Origin of the sequence: Nocardia sp. NPDC023852 (assembly GCF_040639505.1) — a bacterium.
Lineage (GTDB): Bacteria > Actinomycetota > Actinomycetes > Mycobacteriales > Mycobacteriaceae > Nocardia.
This window is the reverse complement of sequence record NZ_JBFAAB010000010.1, coordinates 21,420-42,058: the sequence shown is the minus strand read 5'-3', so window position 1 is coordinate 42,058 and position 20,639 is coordinate 21,420. Positions and strand designations below refer to the sequence as shown.

20 protein-coding genes are annotated in these 20,639 nt (G+C 67.0%); 11 read left to right on the top strand and 9 right to left on the bottom strand.

The features are described from left to right. Nucleotides 1-23 precede the first annotated feature (23 nt). Nucleotides 24-701, bottom strand: coding sequence for a TetR/AcrR family transcriptional regulator (locus AB0H00_RS15965; RefSeq protein ID WP_357266322.1), 678 nt, complete (start codon nt 699-701; stop codon nt 24-26). A gap of 203 nt (nt 702-904) precedes the next feature. On the opposite strand from AB0H00_RS15965, the gene AB0H00_RS15960 reads away from it, so the two are divergent. The 4 genes from AB0H00_RS15960 to AB0H00_RS15945 all read left to right on the top strand — a co-directional run bounded on the left by AB0H00_RS15960 (nt 905) and on the right by AB0H00_RS15945 (nt 6,239). After that, entirely contained in the window at nt 905-2,305 is a 1,401-nt protein-coding gene (locus AB0H00_RS15960) for an FHA domain-containing protein (RefSeq protein ID WP_357266320.1), read from the top strand. A 110-nt stretch (nt 2,306-2,415) separates the two neighbouring features. After that, complete coding sequence (locus AB0H00_RS15955) at nt 2,416-4,710, top strand: FdhF/YdeP family oxidoreductase (RefSeq protein ID WP_357266318.1); 2,295 nt, start codon at nt 2,416-2,418, stop codon at nt 4,708-4,710. Nucleotides 4,711-4,774: 64 nt separating this feature from the next. Continuing rightward, nucleotides 4,775-5,614, top strand: a complete 840-nt coding sequence (fdhD, locus tag AB0H00_RS15950) for a formate dehydrogenase accessory sulfurtransferase FdhD (RefSeq protein ID WP_357266316.1) — start codon at nt 4,775-4,777, stop codon at nt 5,612-5,614. Between the two features lie 82 nt (nt 5,615-5,696). Beyond that, complete coding sequence (locus AB0H00_RS15945) at nt 5,697-6,239, top strand: hypothetical protein (protein WP_357266314.1); 543 nt, start codon at nt 5,697-5,699, stop codon at nt 6,237-6,239. A 200-nt stretch (nt 6,240-6,439) separates the two neighbouring features. Here the strand turns inward: AB0H00_RS15945 and mihF are convergent, their stop codons facing one another. Next, complete coding sequence (gene mihF, locus AB0H00_RS15940) at nt 6,440-6,754, bottom strand: integration host factor, actinobacterial type (protein ID WP_357266312.1); 315 nt, start codon at nt 6,752-6,754, stop codon at nt 6,440-6,442. Between the two features lie 190 nt (nt 6,755-6,944). On the opposite strand from mihF, the gene AB0H00_RS15935 reads away from it, so the two are divergent. The 6 genes from AB0H00_RS15935 to AB0H00_RS15910 all read left to right on the top strand — a co-directional run bounded on the left by AB0H00_RS15935 (nt 6,945) and on the right by AB0H00_RS15910 (nt 11,180). Next, entirely contained in the window at nt 6,945-7,574 is a 630-nt protein-coding gene (locus AB0H00_RS15935) for a dihydrofolate reductase family protein (protein ID WP_357266311.1), read from the top strand. A gap of 194 nt (nt 7,575-7,768) precedes the next feature. Further along, nucleotides 7,769-8,554: an AraC family transcriptional regulator gene (locus AB0H00_RS15930; protein WP_357266309.1), complete on the top strand. Its 786-nt coding sequence runs from the start codon at nt 7,769-7,771 to the stop codon at nt 8,552-8,554. Between the two features lie 202 nt (nt 8,555-8,756). Further along, nucleotides 8,757-9,326: a carboxymuconolactone decarboxylase family protein gene (locus AB0H00_RS15925; RefSeq protein WP_357266308.1), complete on the top strand. Its 570-nt coding sequence runs from the start codon at nt 8,757-8,759 to the stop codon at nt 9,324-9,326. A 228-nt stretch (nt 9,327-9,554) separates the two neighbouring features. Further along, nucleotides 9,555-10,460 carry a hypothetical protein gene (locus AB0H00_RS15920; protein ID WP_357266306.1) on the top strand — a complete coding sequence of 302 codons (906 nt, stop codon included), beginning with the start codon at nt 9,555-9,557 and terminating at the stop codon, nt 10,458-10,460. Between the two features lie 94 nt (nt 10,461-10,554). Continuing rightward, nucleotides 10,555-10,917, top strand: coding sequence for a DUF1304 domain-containing protein (locus AB0H00_RS15915; RefSeq protein WP_357266304.1), 363 nt, complete (start codon nt 10,555-10,557; stop codon nt 10,915-10,917). Further along, the gene (locus AB0H00_RS15910; RefSeq protein ID WP_357266302.1) at nt 10,914-11,180 is read left to right on the top strand and encodes a TetR family transcriptional regulator; all 267 of its coding nucleotides are present in this window, start codon (nt 10,914-10,916) and stop codon (nt 11,178-11,180) included. Before AB0H00_RS15915 ends, AB0H00_RS15910 begins: the two co-directional genes overlap by 4 nt. 388 nt (nt 11,181-11,568) lie before the next feature. On the opposite strand, the gene AB0H00_RS15905 is transcribed toward AB0H00_RS15910, so the two are convergent. From AB0H00_RS15905 to AB0H00_RS15875, 7 genes are all read right to left on the bottom strand, one after another. Then, nucleotides 11,569-11,835 (bottom strand): ribosomal protein L7/L12, encoded by a 267-nt coding sequence (locus AB0H00_RS15905; protein ID WP_357266301.1) that lies wholly within the window; start codon nt 11,833-11,835, stop codon nt 11,569-11,571. Between the two features lie 27 nt (nt 11,836-11,862). Then, nucleotides 11,863-12,345 (bottom strand): STAS domain-containing protein, encoded by a 483-nt coding sequence (locus AB0H00_RS15900; protein ID WP_357266299.1) that lies wholly within the window; start codon nt 12,343-12,345, stop codon nt 11,863-11,865. 78 nt (nt 12,346-12,423) lie between these two features. Next, nucleotides 12,424-13,704 carry an ATP-dependent Clp protease ATP-binding subunit ClpX gene (gene clpX, locus AB0H00_RS15895; RefSeq protein ID WP_327121663.1) on the bottom strand — a complete coding sequence of 427 codons (1,281 nt, stop codon included), beginning with the start codon at nt 13,702-13,704 and terminating at the stop codon, nt 12,424-12,426. Between the two features lie 461 nt (nt 13,705-14,165). After that, on the bottom strand, nt 14,166-14,795 hold the full coding sequence (locus tag AB0H00_RS15890; RefSeq protein ID WP_327121661.1) for an ATP-dependent Clp protease proteolytic subunit: 630 nt from the start codon (nt 14,793-14,795) through the stop codon (nt 14,166-14,168). A gap of 108 nt (nt 14,796-14,903) precedes the next feature. Further along, nucleotides 14,904-15,491 carry an ATP-dependent Clp protease proteolytic subunit gene (locus AB0H00_RS15885; protein ID WP_357266297.1) on the bottom strand — a complete coding sequence of 196 codons (588 nt, stop codon included), beginning with the start codon at nt 15,489-15,491 and terminating at the stop codon, nt 14,904-14,906. A gap of 199 nt (nt 15,492-15,690) precedes the next feature. Next, entirely contained in the window at nt 15,691-17,067 is a 1,377-nt protein-coding gene (gene tig / locus AB0H00_RS15880) for a trigger factor (RefSeq protein ID WP_357266295.1), read from the bottom strand. A gap of 255 nt (nt 17,068-17,322) precedes the next feature. After that, the gene (locus AB0H00_RS15875) at nt 17,323-17,904 is read right to left on the bottom strand and encodes an FKBP-type peptidyl-prolyl cis-trans isomerase (protein WP_357266293.1); all 582 of its coding nucleotides are present in this window, start codon (nt 17,902-17,904) and stop codon (nt 17,323-17,325) included. Between the two features lie 226 nt (nt 17,905-18,130). On the opposite strand from AB0H00_RS15875, the gene AB0H00_RS15870 reads away from it, so the two are divergent. Then, nucleotides 18,131-20,599, top strand: coding sequence for a phosphoketolase family protein (locus AB0H00_RS15870; RefSeq protein ID WP_357266291.1), 2,469 nt, complete (start codon nt 18,131-18,133; stop codon nt 20,597-20,599). The last annotated feature ends 40 nt before the right edge of the window (nt 20,600-20,639 follow it).

The following is a 20,639-nucleotide window of genomic DNA, read 5'->3' as shown; positions in this document are numbered from 1 at the left end:
GACCTCACGTCAGCGGACGATCATCACTGTGGTTCGGCCGGCGTCGCGAGAATGCCGTTGAGCAGTACCCGCATCGCCCACGCTGCGCGCGCGTCTCCGTCGCCTGCCAGCATCGTGTCGTGCATGGCCACAATCGTCGGATATCGGTCGGCGGGCAGTTGGGCGAAGTGCTGCTCGACGGCGGCAATGTAGTCCTGCTCGGTGCTGTCCTTGGTGTTGTGGGCGCTCTGCTCGGCGGCCGCCGCGGTGATGTGCAGGTAGATCAGGTCCACCGCCCAGGAACTTGTGCGGTCGTCCAGTCCCGCCTCGGCGAGGAGCACCAGCATCCTTTCCACTAGGCGCAGCGCGTTCGGGCTGGTCGGAATCGCACCGAGCGCGACGAGAGCCAACCCCTCATGGCGGCTCATCGCCTCGACCGTGGACTCGACCAATGCGGTGAGCCGATCGCGCCAGGTCGCCCCGACCGATTCGGGAACGGTGCCCAGCACGTGGTCGAGCATTGCGCCCATCAGGTCGTCGCGGTTGGCGACGTAGACGTACAGCGAGGCCGCACCGGTATCCAAGTCCTGCGCGACGCGGCGCATCGTGAGCGCCGCCGCGCCGTCCCGGTCCAAGATGCGCAGACCGGTCTCGATGATCACTTCGCGGCTCAGCGGAGCTTTGGCCGGACGGGCTCGACGGCTGACAGGTGCTGCGCTCATCCGGGCTCCACCTCGCTGGCCGTCATCACCGCAATAGCGATTGTGCCCGGCGTACGCTCGCTCCACTCACTCATGAGCCGAGCATAGCCCGCGACGAACATCGTTTGATACGAACGCCGTTCGTATCATGCACGATGCCCGACCGAACGCCAAGATCCGTTGCCGAGACCGATGCCACAGTCGCGAATGACCACGCATGGACTGTGTTCAGATGGGTCGAAGACCACAAAGCCCAGCTCGCCGCGGTCGAGCCCGATCGCGAGAAGACGCACGACAGCGAGGAATTCGACCACTGGACCGCAACGTGTGCGAAATACGGACCCACCGCGGCGTGCGCCGAGGCCAGGGTTCGGACGGCGTGGACGCTCTATGCTGGCTTCGGTATGCCGGTAGTTGCGCCGGGAAGGAGGGCGCGGGTGCGTAGAAATCCGTCCACCGTGGGTATCGCACCAGGCGATGGGCTGGTCGCCCGCTTCGGTGCGATCGTCGCCTACCTGGGTGGCGAGACCGCCTCGACAGATCGAATACTCGGCATCATCGAGGCTGTGGCCGACGAGGAACACCCTGGTGCGGCGCTAGCCAAGCGCCTGGCGGCGGTGATCTTCGGCAGCACCTCGCAGCCGCCGCCCTTCGGTATCGTCGCGCCGACGACGGACGGAATGCTGATCCTGTTGCGCGGAACGGTGACCGCCGAGATCCAGGGCGCCGAAGGCACCCGCCACCTGGCCGGCGCACGGGCTTTCACCTGGGTGGACGAGATTGTGCGCGAGCCGGTCCGGCGCATCACGATCGGCGCGGATACCGGCACACCGCTGACGCCGCGGCCGCGCACCGATCTGCGCGCGGGTGTGGTTCCCGGCGGCGGCTTCGTCCTGCACGCCGCGGTGCGGCGGGCCGGGAAGGCCACCGAGTCCGCAGCGAGGACGTCGCCCCCGAAGCGCGCCGCCGGCTCGCAGCCAGAACCCGAACCGACGGCCGCGTCGGGGTTCGATGCGATGCCCGAGCCGACCGGCGCTTCCGACGCCGTCGCGCCGGTTCCCGCCCCGCCGACCGAATCGGCGCGCCCACCGGCCAAGCCGCGCCCACCCCGGCCCGTCGCGGACCGTCCGCTCGCCTGGTCTCGAGTACAACCTGCGGCGCAGGCGCGCCCCGAGCCGGTAGCGCTGCACAAGAACAACGGTGGAACCCACGTCATTCGTCGGTCGGTCATGGCCGGGGACGCAGCGGCCGGCTCGCTGGTCGCAGAGAACGGCGCCGAGTATCCGCTGGACCGTCCCTACGTCATCGGGCGCGGTCCGCAGGTTGACGAGTCGGTCCGCGCGGCGACCGCCGCTCCGATCGTCATCCAGCGGGACCGCCGCGTCTCCCGTGTCCACGCCTATGTGTCGGTCGACGGCGGCAAGGTCTACGTGCGTGATGCCGCCGCCACCTCGGGCACCTTCATCGCTGCTCCCGGCACCGACCAGTGGAACCGAATCGGCACCGCCCCCACCGAACTCCTACCCGGTTGGCGCGTCCGCATCAGCGAGCGCGTCCTCACCTATCGCGGCGAGGACCCTTGCACCGGTGTCGCCGACATCGCGGACGCGCGGCGGCGAGGCTGAGCAGTCGTCTCGGGCGCGACGGTGGCGACGTAGGTAGCGCAGGCGCTCGTACCATGCGAGTAGCCGGTCCCGGTACCCGACACGGGCTGTGCGGAGAGGACAATGACGTCATGCACCGAAACGCGCCGATCCGGGATATCGACGAGTCCGAGCTGACGGTGACTCCTCCCAAGGAGCAGGCCGCGGGCGTCACCGCCGTGACGGTGGCACTGAAGCGCTCGGTCGAGGAGATGGGTGTGATTCGCACTGCCCGCACCCTCGCCCGGGTCAACCAGGTGCACGGCTTCGACTGCCCCGGCTGCGCTTGGCCGGAGCCGACCGGCCATCGCAGGCCCGCCGAGTTCTGCGAGAACGGCGCGAAAGCGGTCGCCGAGGAGGCGACACTACGCACGGTCGGTCCGGAGTTCTTCGCCACGCACTCGATCGAGGATCTGAGCGACAAATCCGGGTACTGGCTCGGCCAGCAGGGCCGACTGACGCACCCGATGGTGCTGCGCCCCGGCGACACCCACTACTCCCCCATCGCCTGGGACGACGCCTACCGCATGATCGCGGATCAATTGCACGCCTTGGCCGGTCCGGACGAAGCCGTGTTCTACACCTCCGGCCGCACCAGCAACGAAACCGCGTTCCTCTACCAGCTGCTGGTGCGCTGCTTCGGCACCAATAACCTGCCGGACTGTTCGAACATGTGCCACGAGTCCTCCGGCGCCGCGCTGTCGAGCTCGATCGGGATCGGCAAGGGCTCGGTCTCGATCGACGACTTCGACGCCGCGGACCTGATCGTCGTCGCAGGCCAGAACCCGGGCACCAACCATCCGCGCATGCTGAGCGCACTGGTAGGCGCGAAGACGAAGGGCGCACGGATCATCGCCGTGAACCCGCTGCCGGAGACCGGGTTGCTCGGCTTCCGCGACCCGCAGACGGTCAAGGGTGTCGCCAGCGGCGTCGCGATCGCCGACGACTTTCTGCAGATCCGCCTCGGTGGCGACCTGGCTCTGTTCCAAGCGCTCGGGCGCCTGCTGTTCGAAGCCGAGGATCGCGGGCCGGGAACGGTGGTCGATCGGGAGTTCGTCGACGCCCATTGCGCTGGATTCAGCGAATACGAAAAGAACGTGCGGGCTGTCGATTTCGCCACCGTGCTGACAGCGACCGGCCTGAGCAGAGATGAACTCGACCACACCGCCCAGCTGTTCGCGCGGTCGCACAACATCATCATTTGCTGGGCCATGGGCTTGACCCAGCAGGCGCATGCCGTCGCCACCATCGAAGAGGCCACCAACCTGCTGTTACTGCGCGGGATGATCGGCAAACCGGGCGCCGGCGTCTGCCCCGTGCGCGGCCATTCGAACGTCCAGGGCGACCGCACCATGGGTATCTGGGAGAAGATGCCCGAGGAGTTCCTCGACGCACTGGACCGCGAGTTCGGCATGACGAGCCCGCGTGCGCACGGCTTCGACACCGTCGAGGCCATCCGCGCCATGCGGGAGGGCCGCGCGAAGGTGTTCTTCGGCATGGGCGGCAACTTCGTCTCCGCCACCCCGGACACCGCGGTGACCGAGGCCGCGCTGCGCGGCTGCGCGCTCACGGTGCAGGTCTCCACCAAGCTCAACCGCAGCCATGTGGTGCACGGACGGACCGCCCTGATCCTGCCGACCCTCGGCCGCACCGACGAGGACCTGCGCGACGGCGTGAAACAGCAGGTGTCGGTGGAGGATTCGATGTCGATGGTGCACCTTTCCACGGGACGATTGAAGCCGGTCGGCGACGAACTGCGCAGCGAGATCGCGATCGTCTGCGAGCTCGCGCGTGCCCTGTTCGGCACGGACCATCCGGTGCCATGGGCGCGGTTCGCCCGCGATTACGACGCCATTCGCGACGCGATCTCCCGGGTCGTACCCGGCTGCGCGGATTACAACGCGAAGGTCAGGCAACGCAACGGTTTCCGACTACCGCATCCACCCCGCGACCACCGCGAGTTCCGGACCGCCACCGGCAAAGCCAATTTCGCGATCAACGAACTGACCTGGCTACCTGTGCCCGAGGGCAGACTCATCCTCCAAACGCTGCGCAGCCACGACCAGTACAACACCACCATCTACGGCCTCGACGACCGCTACCGCGGCGTGCACGGCGGCCGCAAGGTGGTACTGGTGCACCCGGATGACATCACCGAATTCGGTTTCGCCGACGGTGATCTGGTGGACGTGGTCTCCGAATGGACCGACGGCACCGAGCGCCGCGTCGAAGGATTTCGCCTCGTCGCCTACCCGACCCCGCGTGGCAACGCCGCCGCGTACTACCCCGAGACCAACCCGCTCGTACCGCTGGATCATGTCGCGGCACGCTCGAATACGCCGGTGTCCAAAGCGATCACCGTCCGATTCGAACCGAGCGCAGCATGAACGAGCCGATCTTCGACACGGCATTTCGGTGGGAGACCGGGCCGAACGGCAGCGAGGGGCGGCCATGAGCCGCGTCACCGCCCGCCGCCGCATGCGCCGGATCTCCCCCTCCGGCGAAATCCAACGGCCCGACACCCTCGCCGTCGAGGAACCACTCGAAATCCGCATCGACGGCCAGTCGTTGATGGTCACCATGCGCACCCCGGGCAACGACGTCGACCTGGTGCACGGATTCCTGCTGAGTGAGGGTGTGATCGCCGCCGCAGGAGAGATCATGGCGGCGCGGTATTGCGCGGGCACCGACGACAAGGGCAGCAATACCTACAACGTTCTCGACATCACGCTGCGCATCCCGGCCCCCGTCCCGACCCGCGCGTTCCTGACCACCGGCGCATGCGGCCTGTGCGGCAAGACCGCTCTGGACGAGGTGCGCACCCGCACCCGGTTCCCGCTGCCCGCGGACGGTCCGGCGGTGGACAGCCGCGTGCTGACCGCCATGCCGGATACGCTGCGCGGCCGACAGTCGGTGTTCGACGCTACCGGCGGTCTACACGCCGCGGGCCTGTTCACCGTCGACGGCGCGGCACTCGCGGTACGCGAAGACATCGGCAGGCACAACGCGGTGGACAAGGTGATCGGCTGGGCATTGCGCGAGAACCGTATTCCAGCACATGATCTGGTGCTCATCGTCAGCGGGCGCGCATCGTTCGAGCTGGTGCAGAAGGCCGTCATGGCGGGTATCCCGATGCTCGGCGCGGTGTCGGCGCCGAGCTCGCTCGCGGTCGACCTGGCCGCCGAGGCCGGGCTCACGCTGGTCGGCTTCCTGCGCGGAGACACCATGAACGTCTACAGCCGCCCCGAGCGGGTCTATGCCGAACCGGGAGCCGACGCACTGTTGGCGTGACTCACTATTGCCTGTACTGGATCGTCCCCCTTACCGTGGCTGCACGGAGTCGGAACTGCGGCCGGCGAGAACGGAGCGACCGATGCGGATCTCGGTACAGGGGACCGGCGAGGGCCTGCGCGTGCGCATGCGATTCGAGCGGTATCGGCGCCGCTTGCTGATCACACGGACCGTCCTGGTCGTCCTGGCTGTCCAAGGCGCGGTCATCGGGCTCTGGGCCACGCTGGCGCCGCACTCCTGGTACACCAGCTTTCCCGGGTTCGGCGCGCAGTGGGTGGCGGTCGACGGTCCCTACAACCATCATCTGGCGGCCGATGTCGGGGCGTTCTTCTCAGCGCTCACCGCAGTCACGATCGCCGCTCTCGTCGTCGACGGCACCGCGGCCGCCCGGATCGCGGGCGTCGGTTGGCTGACCTTCGGCCTCCCGCACCTCGTCTACCACACCTTCCACCGGCCCGACGGGCTGAGCGTCGCCGGCTACACGATCAGCCTGATCGCTGCATTCCTGCTCATTGTCGGCGGACTGGTCTGCGTCTTCGCTCCGCCGCGCGGCGATATTCCACTGTCGGCCCCGCGTCCGATCGATGTCCGTTTCCCGCGCCGCGGTCCGCGCACGTCCCGCTGACCGACACCGCGGACGGTCCTGCCGGTGCGGAAGACCCCCTTCGGGACGCCCGTGGGCGGTGGTCGTCACCACGGGCGTTATCCGGTGTGGCTGCGCTACGACGCCGCGTTCTTCCTGAACTCCTGAAACGAGCGCCCGCGCCGCGTGCCGCCGACGTGAGCGTTCGTTCCCCGGTCCGGTGCGCTGCCTTGCCGCGCCCGTCAGTCCTGCAGCGCCTCGAGCAGCGCCGCCCGCTGGCGCGCGCCCAGGCCGCCGATGCGGCGGTCCTCGGGGATCTCCGCCTGGTCCATCAGCTTCGCCGCCTTCACCGGGCCCACGCCGGGCAGGGCCTTGATCACGGCGGCGACCTTGGTCTTCTTGACCAGTTCGTCGGAGTCGGCCTTCTTCAGCAGGTCGGCAACCGAAACCTTGCCCTCCTTCACCTTGCCGATCAGTTCGGAGCGTGCCTTGCGGACCGCAGCCGCCTTGGCCAACGCCTCGGTGCGCTGCTCTGCGGTCATGGTAGGCAGTGCCATGTCTCCTCCGCTTCCACTCACTCGAACATCCGATTGACCGGACCGAGTAAACATCACGCCACCAAGCGCGCAAGGTCGACACACCGGGGCCGCAGCAGCGGAAATAGCGATGACTTCTCCAGGTCTACACCGTCCGAACAGGTAACCGGCCCACATTCGGCGGCCGACCAGACGAAAGGAACAGCACGCCATGGAGCTGTCTCTCACCCAGTTCGTCACCCTCGACGGTGTCTACCAAGCACCCGGTGGGCCGCAAGAAGATCCCAGTGACAGATTCACCCACGGCGGGTGGTCCGTGCCGTTCGGCGACGCGGATTTCGGCGCGTTCATGGACGAGGTGTTCGGCCGGGTCGACGCGTTCCTGCTCGGACGGCGCACCTATGAGATCTTCGCAGGCTACTGGCCGAACATCACCGATCCGGCAAACCCGGTCGCCGTGAAGCTCAACGCGCTGCCCAAGTACGTCGCGACCAGGACGCTGGCCCGCGCCCACTGGGCAGGCACCGAACTGCTGCGCGGCGACCTGGTCACCGAGGTGGCCACGCTGAAAGCGCGTCCCGGCCGCGAACTCCAGGTGCACGGTAGCGGCAATCTGGCGCACAGTCTGCTGGCGAACGGCCTGGTCGACACCCTGTACCTGCTGACCTTCCCGGTGCTGCTCGGCACCGGAAAACGGCTGTTCACCGCCGACGTCCAACCCACCGGCCTCTTACTCACGGATTCCCGCGTGACCAGTAGCGGCGTCGTCATCGGCACATATCGCAACGCGGGTGCGCCGCGGTACGGCGACTACACCGAAGAGGCTGCCGCGGTGCGGTAACACCGGCGACGTTTTTCACGACAGGATCAACAGCGGCTCCAACGCGGGATCAAGGTTCAACGGCGAACCAGGAGGATCAACGGCGATCCCCTACATCGGGCGCGATCGGCTGACCGATCGTCACCGTGTCCCACGTGCGGGCGCGACAACAGAACAACGACTTGCCGCGCCTCGTCCGTGCCAGCATGGCGAGCATGAACATTCCGCAGGAGGCGCACCGGCCCGCAGCCTTGTGGTTGTGGGCCGGACAGGCCATCTATCGCGGACCGTCGCTGCGCCTCGATGCCCATTCGACAGCGGTGGACTGCCTGGCGATCGGGGTGGATACTGCGTTCAGGCTCGAGGCGGATAGAAGCGCGCGGACGGTGCGCAGCGCGCTGATCCCACCGCGAAAGGTGCATCGGGTCGTCGCGGACGGCGGCCGTTTGATGTTCTGCTATCTCGATCCCGGATCACGTCGGGCGCGTGCATGCCGCGAGCAAATGACGCTGTGGGACAACGATTTCGGATTTGCGCACCGGAGCGAGACCAGACTCGCGGATGCCGCAGGCCGGGACCGGCCCGACCCTCGGGAACTGGCGGATCTCGTCGGCGCGGCACCCCGTCCGCCGATGGACGACCGCGTCCGGGAGGCGATGGCCACTCTCCTCGGGCATCCCGCCCGGGAAATCACCGCCGAGCGGTTGGCCGCTGCGGCACACCTGTCGGAATCCCGATTCCTGCATCTGTTCTCATCGCAGGCCGGGACCTCGTTCCGGCGGTATCGACTCTGGGCCAGAATGCTCGGCGCCGGCCGGTCGATCGCCAAGGGAGCAAGCCTCACCAGCGCGTCCGTCGACGCAGGGTTCGCCAGTCCCTCCCATTTCAGTGACGCCTTCCGCACCCTGTTCGGACTGTCGCCGACCGCACTGCTCGCGACCGGGGTCCGCGTCGTGGTGCTGGATGAGGCGGGCGAGATCGAGCCTCGACCACGGGTGTGATGGCCCGCTAGGCTGGAGATCGTCAAGCTGTACGCGCCCGACGCGGTGGTGGTGGACCCGGTCGGCACCCCGGTCGGGTCGAGCCCGAGTAGCCCGCCGTGGGGACGCTGGTGCGCCAGGTCACACCGCGGTCCCATCACATTCCGTCGCGGTCTCTCGTCCGAGAAGTAGGAACCACATCCGCTGATCGAAGGAGATCGACATGGGTGCCACCCGAATCGCCCCCGTCACCCCGCAGCAGGCCGGACCAGTGACCAAGCTGCTGTATCGGCTCGCCAAGCGCCGGTACCGCGAAGTGCCCGAACCGTTCGCGGTTACCGCCAACCACCCGAAACTGCTCGCCGCCGGCGCGGTCCACGAGGTCGCGGCCGAGAAGGCCAGCACCGTCCTCCCCGCCGCCATCCGCGAGATCGCCGTCTACCGCACCGCGTGGACGCTCGGCTGCTCCTGGTGCGTCGACTTCGGCGCCATGCTCATGCGCCTCGGCGAGCTGGATGTCGAGCGGCTCGAACACATCGCCGACTATGCGACGTCGCCGCTGTACTCCGACGACGAGCGCGCCGCCATCGCCTACGCCGACGCGATGACCGCGACCCCGACTGCCGTCACCGACGAGCAGGTCGCCGATCTCGAGCGACGTTTCGGCCGGGCGGGCGTGGTGGAGCTCAGTTACCAGATCGCGCTGGAGAATTCGCGCGCCCGGTTCAACTCCGCGCTCGGAATCACCGCGCAGGGCTTCAGCACGGATTCGTGCCGTGTGCCCTGGAAGTGAGTGGCCGCGGCCGGACGAGGGCGCCTGAAACATGGTGGCCGACCTGGCACTTCAGCTCCAGGTCTCACTCCGGGCTGTCGTTCCGGCCGGGAATGGACTAAGAATAGGAGGTGTTGACGCCGCCGGTCCGCGTCCCGTCAGCGAGTTATCGTTGCGCGTTCGATGAACGAGGTCCGTGTCGGCGTCTACGGTCTCTCGACTCCCCTCCGCCCAACCGTTTGGAGCCGCATGCTCGATGAACATCCCCTCGACGACGACGTCGCGCGGCTGGCGACGCGGGTCGAGAAGGCCCGCGGCCGCCTCGCATACCAGTTCGATCCGGCGCTGACCGGCGCGCTGTCGGAGGAAGAACTGAACGCCGAACGCGAACTCGCCGAACGGATCCGGACCCAGAACCGGGAGCAGCGCTGGAAACAGGCCGAGGCCGCCGCCGAGGCGTCCGACCGCGCGCGGAACACCTCGGAGGCCATCGAGAAGGCTGACATCAGGGATCTCCTACTGGCACGCAAAGCCATTGCCGCACAGCGGCGCGAGTCCAGCCCGCACGCCAGGCTGGCCTCCCTGTACCGGCACCGATCGTGGTCGCTCGGCGCACTGGCCGGCGTGGTAGCCGCGGGTATGCTGTGGTCGGCGGTCAACGTCCAGCACAACATCGCGCCGGGCGGGCCGGACGATCCGCTGTACTGGTTCAGCTATCTGCTCGAGGCGATGATCAGCGTGTCGCTGATCATCATCATGATCGGCACCAACAAGGTCACCGAATGGGGCGTGCTGGACAACAGCAGCCAGGTCGCGGCCGCCGAAGTCGCGCTGCTGGCCCTGACGGTCGCCCTGAACACCTACCCGTATATGAGTGCCGGGCGGTGGTTCGACGCCGCGATGCACGGAGTGGCGCCGGTGATGATCGGCGTCGCGCTGCTCATCCACGATGCCGCCAGCGCCCGCTACGGCCGTGCCATCACCTTCGCCACCGAGCAGGTCCGAAGCCTGCCCGACCCGAATTCGCACGACCCGCTACCAGAGCCCCAGTCGATCGTCGACGACTCCGGCGACCGGCCGGTCGCCGTCGGCATCGCACCGCAGTGGACGACGTCGGACGCCGACATCCAGTTTGCCCACGGTTCGCACCGCTAGCATGCCGCTGACACTCCAGCCGGAACGAGTTACTTGACAGCTGTCCATAATCTATGGACAGCTGTTGAGAAAATCTGGCGGAAGGAGCCGGTCGATGGCGGTTGTCGCGGGTGTGCTGGTCGGGTTGATGGCAGTGTTGCAGGCTTTCTTCATGGTGTTGGAAATGTTTTTGTGGGATCGGGCGCCGGGGCGAAAGCTGTCAGGGTTCGATGCGGAGATGGCGGTGGCGACTAAGCCGCTGGCGGCGAATCAGGGGTTGTACAACGGGTTTCTGGCGGCCGGGCTGGTGTGGGGGCTGATAGCGGACGACCCGGTCGGATTTCAGGTGACGGTGTTCTTCCTGCTATGCGTGCTGATCGCGGGGATCTACGGGGCTATCACGGCGAATCGGCGGATTCTGATCGCGCAGGCACTGCCCGCGGCCCTCGGGTTCGTCGCGGTCCTGACCGCCGGATGAGTGATGGTGATCCACAGGCGGCGCGGACTCGGGCGAAGTTACGGGCCGCGCTGCTCGCCGAATGCAGGGAGCGTTCGCTCGAACAGGTCAGCGTCGCCGCCGTGGTGCGGCGCGCCGGTGTGCGCCGATCGGCGTTCTACCTGCATTACACCGATGCGCAGACACTGGCGGTGGATGCCTGCGCGGACGTTGTCCGAGACGCGGTGGTGGCTCTGCACGCCAGGCGCGGACAGCGGAGCCGGCGCATCCACCGGCGGCGTTGACGGAGTTCTTCGACGGGATCGGACCGCACGCCGCGCTGTACCAGGCGCTGCTGCCGCCCCGGGGGCAGCGGCCCGCTCGGAGAGCTGCTGCGCCACGAGTTACGCGAACGCAGTCGGAGAGAACGCACGCTGGCAGGCGCGCCTTCGGCGGACCTCGTCGCATCGGCGGTGGCGGCGACGTTCACGGACATACTCGCCGACTAGCTGCACGGCGAAATCGAGGCGCCCCACACAGGTGGCGGCCCAGACCTGGCGACTGCTCGTGTCCCTGCACCGAACCGTTCTGGAGCGCTAACGGCTCACATAATCTCGCGAAACCCACTGTGCCGAGGCACAGTTCATGATTTCGTACCCACGGCGAGCAGCTTCGCCCGCGAATAGTAGTGGCTCAGTAAGGGTATCGCCGCTCAACCGCCTCCTTGGCTTCTTTCAACCCAGACCCGGTCAGTTCTCGGTACCGCTTGATGGCCTGAATCTTCTTGCCCTCCGCCAGAAGGGCGTCGATCTGGCCCATGCCATCACCGCTGGGCACGGCTGCCGCGGTCCGAACGGGCTCGACCGATGGCAGTTCCCGGATACCGAGGTGCTGCATGATCAGATCGAGTTTGAAGTTCAGCGCGTCGATCTTGCGCTCCAGACGCCGGTTACCAAACATGGTTCGATCGTAGTGATCGACGCGACCTCACGCCGCGTCCAGCACCGCGTCGGCAAGGCTGGTGACGCGCTCGAAGTAAGCGACCTCACCGGCGACCTCGAGCAATCGATCCACGCAGCGTGGCCCAGTGACCAGTCGCAAACGGCGACCGGTGTGGCCGGCCCTGGTCCGTGCATCGATCAACACGCGCAGCCCGGCGACACCGAAGAACGTCACTTTGGACAGATCGACGACGACGAGTGGACCCGCTGAGTTCAGCGAGCCGATCAATCGGCTCCGGAGCACGTCGGCGGTGTAATAGTCGGCCTCACCGGCGACCGCGCACAGCGTGACCACGTCGCTGGGCGCGGTGACCGAGATCTGCAGCCGCTCGGCGGGATGGCCCGACCTGCGGGCGGCATCGATGAAGTGTGAGGGTCTGGCGAAACCTGTCGACATGAGGACCTCGGTCCAGTCGTCCGCGGCAATCGGATAACGTTGCGCGCGATACCAATTCGCTCCGAGCGACACGGCACGGAACTAGGCTGTTTACTCAACCCTCGTAGGGTGTACCCGGTAGACCCGGCTTTACACCCTCACCCCGAAAAATTACGCCGACTTCTCCCGGCGCTCCGCCCGCTGTGCCTTGCGTGGCACGATCGTCGGCAGCACGTTGTCGTTGACGGTGCCCGCGTTGACGACCACCTTGGCGACATCGTCGCGGCTTGGGATGTCGTACATCGCGGGCTGCAGGACTTCCTCCATGATCGCCCGCAGGCCACGCGCACCGGTTCCGCGCAGGATCGCCTGGTCGGCAACCGCCTCCAGTGCGTCGTCGGTGAACTCGAGATCGACCCCATCCATCTCGAACAGCCGGACGTACTGCTTGACCAGCGCGTTCTTCGGCTCGGAGAGGATCTTGACCAGGGATTCCTTGTCCAGGTTGGTCACCGAGGCGACGACGGGGAGGCGGCCGATGAATTCGGGGATCAGGCCGAACTTGATCAGGTCCTCCGGCATGACGTCGGCGAAGTGGTCGGTGGTGTCGATTTCGGCCTTGGACCTGACCTCCGCACCGAAGCCGATGCCGCGGTGACCGGTGCGGTCGGAAATGATCTTCTCCAGGCCCGCGAACGCGCCCGCCACGATGAACAGCACATTCGTGGTGTCGATTTGGATGAACTCCTGGTGCGGGTGCTTGCGCCCACCCTGCGGCGGCACGCTCGCCTGGGTGCCCTCCAGGATCTTCAGCAGCGCCTGCTGCACGCCCTCGCCGGAAACGTCCCTGGTGATCGAGGGATTCTCGCTCTTGCGGGCGATCTTGTCGACCTCATCGATGTAGATGATGCCGGTCTCGGCGCGCTTGACATCGTAGTCCGCGGCCTGAATCAGCTTCAGCAGGATGTTCTCGACGTCCTCGCCGACATAGCCCGCCTCGGTGAGCGCGGTGGCGTCCGCGATGGCGAATGGCACATTCAGCATCTTCGCCAGCGTCTGGGCCAGATAGGTCTTGCCACAGCCGGTGGGACCGAGCATCAGGATGTTCGACTTGGCCAGCTCGACGATCTCGCCGCGGCTGTCGCGGCTCTTGTCGCCGGCCTGAATTCGCTTGTAGTGGTTGTAGACGGCCACCGCGAGGGTGCGTTTGGCGGTGTCCTGCCCGATGACGTAGTTCTCCAGGAAGTCCCGGATCTCAGCGGGCTTGGGCAGCTCATCGAGCTTGACCTCGCTGGACTCGGCGAGCTCCTCCTCGATGATCTCGTTACAGAGATCGATGCACTCGTCGCAGATGTACACCCCTGGTCCCGCAATGAGCTTCTTGACCTGCTTCTGGCTCTTTCCGCAGAACGAGCACTTCAGCAGATCGCCGCCATCTCCGATGCGCGCCATCTCGTGGGTCCCTACTTCCTTGTCCGCGTGCAACCGTCCGTCCAGGTTGCCAGCTGTCCGCCGCCTCCGCAGCAGCCGCAAACGCATCGACTGTTTTTCGGAGCATCAGGCAGTGCTGTCAACCGGGAACAAAGGTCCCTAGGTTGACCGTACCCGGTGTGTGGGATGGAGGTCGACAACTCGAGCATGTTTCTCCGGCGGGTTGTGCGAGTTCTCACGGCACCGGAATGTGATCTGTCCCTCAGATCGCCGGCGCGAGCTCCGACCGACTGCCCGCAGCCCCTGGTCCGAAGGATGTTTCGAACCGCTGACACTGCGAAGAGCAGTCCGGCCGGACGACATGCCCGAGCGGCACACCTCCCGGCCGGAATTCCCTGTTGTAGAACGATTTACGAGTGAACTGCCGCCGGGGTCGGCAACTCACTCTCCCCGGGATTCCCCGGAAGCGACGTCCCGAAGTGTTACTTCTGGGCACTCAGCTTGCGGTAGTCGAACACCGTGTCGATGATCCCGTATTCCTTGGCGTCCTCGGCTGTCAGGATCTTGTCCCGGTCGGTGTCCTTGCGGATGGTGTCGGCATCCTTGCCGGTGTGCCGCGCGAGGGTGCTCTCCATCAAACGACGCATCCGCTCGATCTCGGCCGCCTGGATCTCCAGATCCGACACCTGACCCTGGATGCCACCCTCCAGCGACGGCTGGTGGATCAGCACGCGGGCGTTGGGCAGGCAGGCACGCTTGCCTGGCGTGCCCGCGGCGAGCAGCACGGCCGCGGCCGAGGCCGCCTGGCCGAGGCACACGGTGGCGACGTCGGCGCGCACGTACTGCATGGTGTCGTAGATGGCCATCAGGGAGGTGAACGAGCCACCTGGCGAGTTGATGTACATGGTGATGTCGCGGTCGGGGTCCAGCGACTCGAGCACGAGCAGCTGCGCCATGATGTCGTTCGCCGAGGCGTCGTCCACCTGCACGCCGAGGAAGATGATGCGCTCCTCGAACAGCTTGTTGTACGGGTTCGACTCCTTGACGCCGAAGCTCGAGTGCTCGATGAACGACGGCAGGATGTAGCGCGCCTGCGGGCTCTGTGGGGCGATGCCGGACAGGCCGGCACGCGGGTCGATCGGATTGGCCATGTTCGTCTCCAAAGTCTCTGCGGCCGACGGACATTCGATCATCCGGGCGGCCTGTGGGTGATCCGGGAGTTACTTCTCGGCGCCGTTGGCCTGGTTCGCGTGGCTGATCACGTGGTCGATGAAGCCGTATTCGAGCGCTTCGGTCGCGGTGAACCAGCGGTCGCGGTCGGCGTCGGCGGTGACCTGCTCCACGGACTTGCCGGTGTGCTGTGCCTGCAGTTCGTTCAGCTCCCGCTTGGTGTGCGCGAACTGCTCGGCCATGATCGCGATATCGGCGGCCGAACCACCGATGCCGGCGGAGGGCTGGTGCATCATGATCCGTGCGTGCGGCAGCGCGTAGCGCTTGCCCTTGGTGCCTGCGGTGAGCAGGAACTGCCCCATCGAAGCGGCCAGACCCATGCCGTAGGTGGAGATGTCGCACTCGGCGAACTGCATCGTGTCGTAGATGGCCATACCGGCGGTCACCGAACCGCCCGGCGAATTGATGTAGAGCGAAATGTCCCTGGTGGGATCCTCGGCCGAGAGCAGAAGGATCTGCGCGCACAGCTTGTTCGCGATGTCGTCGTCGACCTGGGTGCCGAGGAAGATGATGCGCTCACGCAGCAGGCGCTCGTACACGGAATCACTGAGGTTGAGACCAGCAGTCGCGGTTGTCATGACCCCTGCCTGGTTGATTGTCACGGATACCTGCCTTCTCTCGCCGGCTCGTTGCTGATTGCCGAACAGCCATCTCTGGTTCGCTTTGTCACAAACATTAACGAAGCAGGGCGGCACCGAACTCCCGGTACCGCCCTTCTTCGCTCTCAGCGCAATCAGTGCACCCCTCGGGCGCCGATCGCGCCGGCATTCCATGGAATTATTCGGCGCTCGCGGCGGCGGTCTCGTCGGCCGTGCCCTCGTCCGCGGCATCCTCAGGGCCACCGAACATTTCGGTGGTGTCCACGGCGTTGCCCGCCGAGTCGGTGACGGTCACCTTGCCGACCACACCCGCGAGCGCCTTACCGCGGCGTACGTCGGCGAACACCGCGCCGAGCTGGCCCGCCTGCTGCACCTGCTGGATGAACTGCTCCGGCGAGAGGCCGTAGCGTTGCGCCTGGAACAAGATCCGCTCGGTGAGCTCCTCCTGACCGACCTGGGTGCCCTCCGCCTCGGCGATAGCGTCCAGCAGCAGCTGGGTCTTCACCGACTTCTCGGCGGCCTCCTTGGTGTCGGAGTCGAACTCCTCGCGGGTGCTGCCCTGGGCTTGCAGCGACTCGGCGAACTTCGCTTCGTCGTGATCGAAGCCGTGCACCGCGTCGTGGGTGACGGCGTCGATCTCGGCCTGCACGACGGCGTCCGGCAGCGGCACCTCGACCTGCTCGAGCAGGGTCTGCAGCACCTTGTCCCGGATCTCGCCCGCCTGCTGCACTTTCTTGACCCGCTCGACGCGGTCACGCAGGTCGGCCTTCAGCTCCTCCAAGGTGTCGAATTCGCTGGCCAGCTGGGCGAACTCGTCATCGGCCTCGGGCAGCTCGCGCTCCTTGACGGTCTGCACCGTCACCGTGATGACGGCGTCCTTGCCCGCGTGCTCGCCTGCGACCAACGTCGAGGTGAAGTCTTTGGACTCGCCCGCCGAAAGCCCGATCAGCGCCTCGTCCAGGCCCTCGATGAGCTGGCCGGACCCGACCTCGTGGGACAGGCCGGTGGTGGCGGCCTCGGGCACATCCACGCCGTCAACGGTCGCCGACAGGTCGATGGACACGAAGTCACCCTCCTGCACCGGACGCTCGACACCGGTCAGGGTGCCGAAGCGCTGACGCAGCGACTGCAGCTGCTCCTCGATGTCCTCGTCGCCGACGGTGACGGAGTCGACGGTGACCGCGATGCTCTCGTAATCGGGCAGAGCGATCTCCGGGCGCACATCGACCTCGGCGGTGAAGGCGAGCTCTTGGCCGTCCTCGATCTTGGTGATCTCGATGTCGGGCTGACCGATGACCTTCACCTCGGAGGTGGTGACGGCCTCGCTGTAGCGGCCGGGCAGCGCGTCGTTGACGACCTGCTCCAGGATCGCGCCGCGGCCGAGGCGGGCCTCGAGCAGCTTCGCGGGCGCCTTGCCAGGACGGAAGCCGGGGATGCGGACCTGCTTGGCCAGCTCCTTGTACGCACGGTCGAAGTCCGGCTTCAGTTCCTCGAAGGGCACCTCGACATTGATCCGGACCCGGGTCGGGCTCAGCTGCTCGACGGTGCTCTTCACGGACATGCTCCTTGTTCGTTGTTCGTACTGGTTGACGTTCGGTTACGGGCTCCACCACGCACCCCGGACGTCGGAATGGCAGGCGAAGCGGCCCTGCGTGCAGGCCGCCACACTCCCCATCGGCGCTGACCCGAGCCGGGGCCCCGGCCTCGGCCAGGACGAACGAGGGATGCGGCGTCGGCATCCCGACCAGGTTAGTTGACCGGCCGAGGGGGCCTGCACTCGGCGGTGTTTCCGGGGCCCCGAGGCCCCTGTCTACTTCCCCACCGAGACCGCGTCGGTGACGAAGACCAGCGTCTCGTTCGGCGCGATGCCGCGTCCACCCGCGCCGTAACCCAGGTCCGGTGGCACGATCAACAGCCTGCGGGAGCCCTCCCGCACGCCGAGCAACCCCTGATCCCAGCCATCGATGACCTGGCCCGCGCCGAGGGTGAGCTGGAACGGCGTGCCGCGGTCGAACGAGCTGTCCAGCTTCTTCTTGTCGGACCACGTGATCAGCGCGTAGTTCATGGTCAGCTGCTGGCCGGTCTCGGCGCCGGGCCCGCTGCCCTCGCTCAGGTCGTGGACGATCAGTTGCTTGGGCGGGTCGCAGCTGTCCGGGATGGTGATCGTCGGGGCGGTGCCGAACTCGCCGGTCACACCGATGTCCTCGGCGGTGCATTCGCGGCCCTTGCTCTGCGCGGCCGGGCTCTGCGCGGCGGACGCTCCCGCCGACACGGTGGTCGTCGCGGACAAGGCGGTCGTGGAGGACGTGTCGTCGTCCGAGCCGCAAGCTGCCAGCGCGATGGCAGTCGCCGCGATGGTGCCGATCCCGATGATCCTGCCGAGTGTGTGCATGCGGCGGACCCTAGACCACGTGGTGGCGGACCACGCAGGGGCGCGCCGTCCGTGCTCCGGCTCACCGCGGCGCGATTTCGCCGACCCGGTGCGGCGCATCCCGCTAGGCTGACGGGGCATTCTCCATACGGCGTTGTCGATTCCGATCGGCAGCGGTGCAGGATCCGGGACAGCGGTCCTCGTGGCGCCGTTCCCCCGATGCCCCGAGCATGAGGAGAGTCGGCGCATGACCCACATGGCAAGTGCAGGTGGCGATACCTCGGCCGACAACGTCGGCACCACCAGCGGTGACACCGTCGCGCCACGGCCCTACCGCCTGGCGGACGTGCCTGGCCCGCTCGAACGCGACGAACTGACGTCGATCGATGCTTGGTGGCGCGCCGCCAACTATCTCGCTGTCGGTCAGATCTATCTGATGAGCAACCCGCTGCTGCGTGAACCGCTGCTTGCCGAGCACATCAAACCGCGCCTGCTCGGCCACTTCGGCACCGTGCCCGGCCTGAACCTCGTGTGGACACACGCCAATCGCGCGATCCGGCAGCGCGGTCTCGACGCGGTCTTCGTCGCCGGCCCCGGTCACGGCGGGCCGGGTCCGAACGCGTGCGCCTGGCTGGAAGGCACGTATTCCGAGCTGTACAGCCACATTCCGCAGGACGGCTCCGGCATGGGCGCGCTGTTCGCGCAGTTCTCCTTCCCCGGCGGCGTGCCGAGCCACTGCGCTCCGGAAACGCCCGGCTCCTTCCACGAGGGCGGCGAGCTCGGCTACTCGCTGCTGCACGCCTTCGGCGCCGCGTTGGACAATCCGGACCTCACCGTGTTCTGCGTGATCGGCGACGGCGAGGCCGAGACGGGGCCGCTGGCTACGAGCTGGCACGCGAACAAATTCCTCAACCCGGCGCGCGACGGCGCGGTACTGCCGATTCTGGCGCTGAACGAGTACAAGATCGCCAATCCGACCATTCTCGCGCGCATCCCGGAGACGGAACTGGTCGCACTCCTGCACGGCTACGGCTACGAGCCGATCATTGTCGCGGGCAGCGATCCCGCGGCGGTGCACCAAGCCATGGCCGGCGCGGTGGACACCTGTATGGAGCGCATCGCCCAGATTCAGCGCGCCGCACGCGCCGGAACCGACGGGGTGCGGCCGATCTGGCCGATGATCGTGCTGCGCACGCCGAAGGGCTGGACCTGCCCGCCGGTGGTGGACGGCGATCAGGTCGAAGGCACCTTCCGCGCCCACCAGGTCCCGCTCCCTGCCGCGCGCGCCGACCCGAGCCACCGGGAGACCCTGGAGCAGTGGCTGCGGTCCTACCGCCCGGAAGAACTTTTCGACGAGGCGGGCAGGCCGGTGTCGGAGCTGCTCGATCAGGTGCCCGAGGGCGATCGGCGAATGAGCGCCAACCCGGTCGCCAACGGCGGCACCCGGGTCCGCGACCTGCACCTGCCGGATTGGCGTGAGTTCGGCGTCGAGGTGACCGCGCCCGGCGCGACTCAGCACGAGGCGACCAGGGTGCTCGGCGGGTGGTTACGTGAGGTCACCAGACAGAATCCGGACAATTTCCTCACCTTCGCGCCCGACGAGCTGGCCAGCAATCGACTGCAGGACATTCTCGACCTCACCGGGCGCAACTGGCAGGCCGAGATCGGCGCGTACGACGAAAAACTCGACCCTGCGGGCCGGGTGATCGAGGTGCTGTCCGAGCACATGTGCCAGGGCCTGCTGGAGGGCTATCTGCTCACCGGCAGGCACGGGGTGTTCACCTGCTACGAGGCATTCATCCACATCGTGGACGCCATGTTCAACCAGCACGCCAAATGGCTCGACGCCAGCGCGGCGGTGCCATGGCGGCGTCCGGTCGCCAGCCTGAACTATCTCCTCTCTTCGCACGTCTGGCGGCAGGATCACAACGGCTTCACCCACCAGGACCCCGGCTTCCTCGATGTGGTGCTGAACAAAAAGCCGTCGATCGTGCGTGTGTATCTGCCGCCGGACGCCAACACGCTGCTGTCCACCTATGACCACTGCCTGCGTTCGCGGCACTACGTCAATGTGGTGGTCGCGGGAAAACAGCCACAGGCCGACTGGCTTTCGGTGGACGAGGCGGCCGAGCACTGCGCACGCGGCATCGGCATCTGGGACTGGGCGGGCCACAACGATGCGCTCGGTACCACCCCGGACGTCGTGCTCGCCTGCGCGGGCGACGTGCCGACGCTGGAAACCCTCGCTGCCGCGGCGATTCTGCGAGAACGCCTGCCCGAGTTGCGGATTCGGGTAATCAACGTGGTCGACCTGATGCGGCTGCAGCCGCGCGAAGAGCATCCGCACGGCCTACCCGACAGCGAGTTCGACACGCTGTTCACCTACGACCGGCCGGTGATCTTCGCCTTCCACGGCTACCCCTGGCTGATCCACCGGCTCACCTACCGGCGAAACAACCACGGCGAGATGCATGTGCGCGGCTACAAAGAGCGGGGCACAACCACGACACCGTTCGACATGGTGATGCTCAACGACCTCGATCGCTATCACCTGGTCATGGACGTGATCGATCGCGTGCCGAGCCTGCGTGAGCAGGCTGCCGGACTGCGCCAGGAAATGGTCGACGCGCGATGGAGCGCACGAGCGTGGACGAGGGAGCACGGCGCGGACATCCCCGAGGTCGCGGACTGGACCTGGCCGTACCGGAGCGCCTGACGCAGCGCGAAATTCCTTGCGGGGTCCGGTCGGCTGGGCG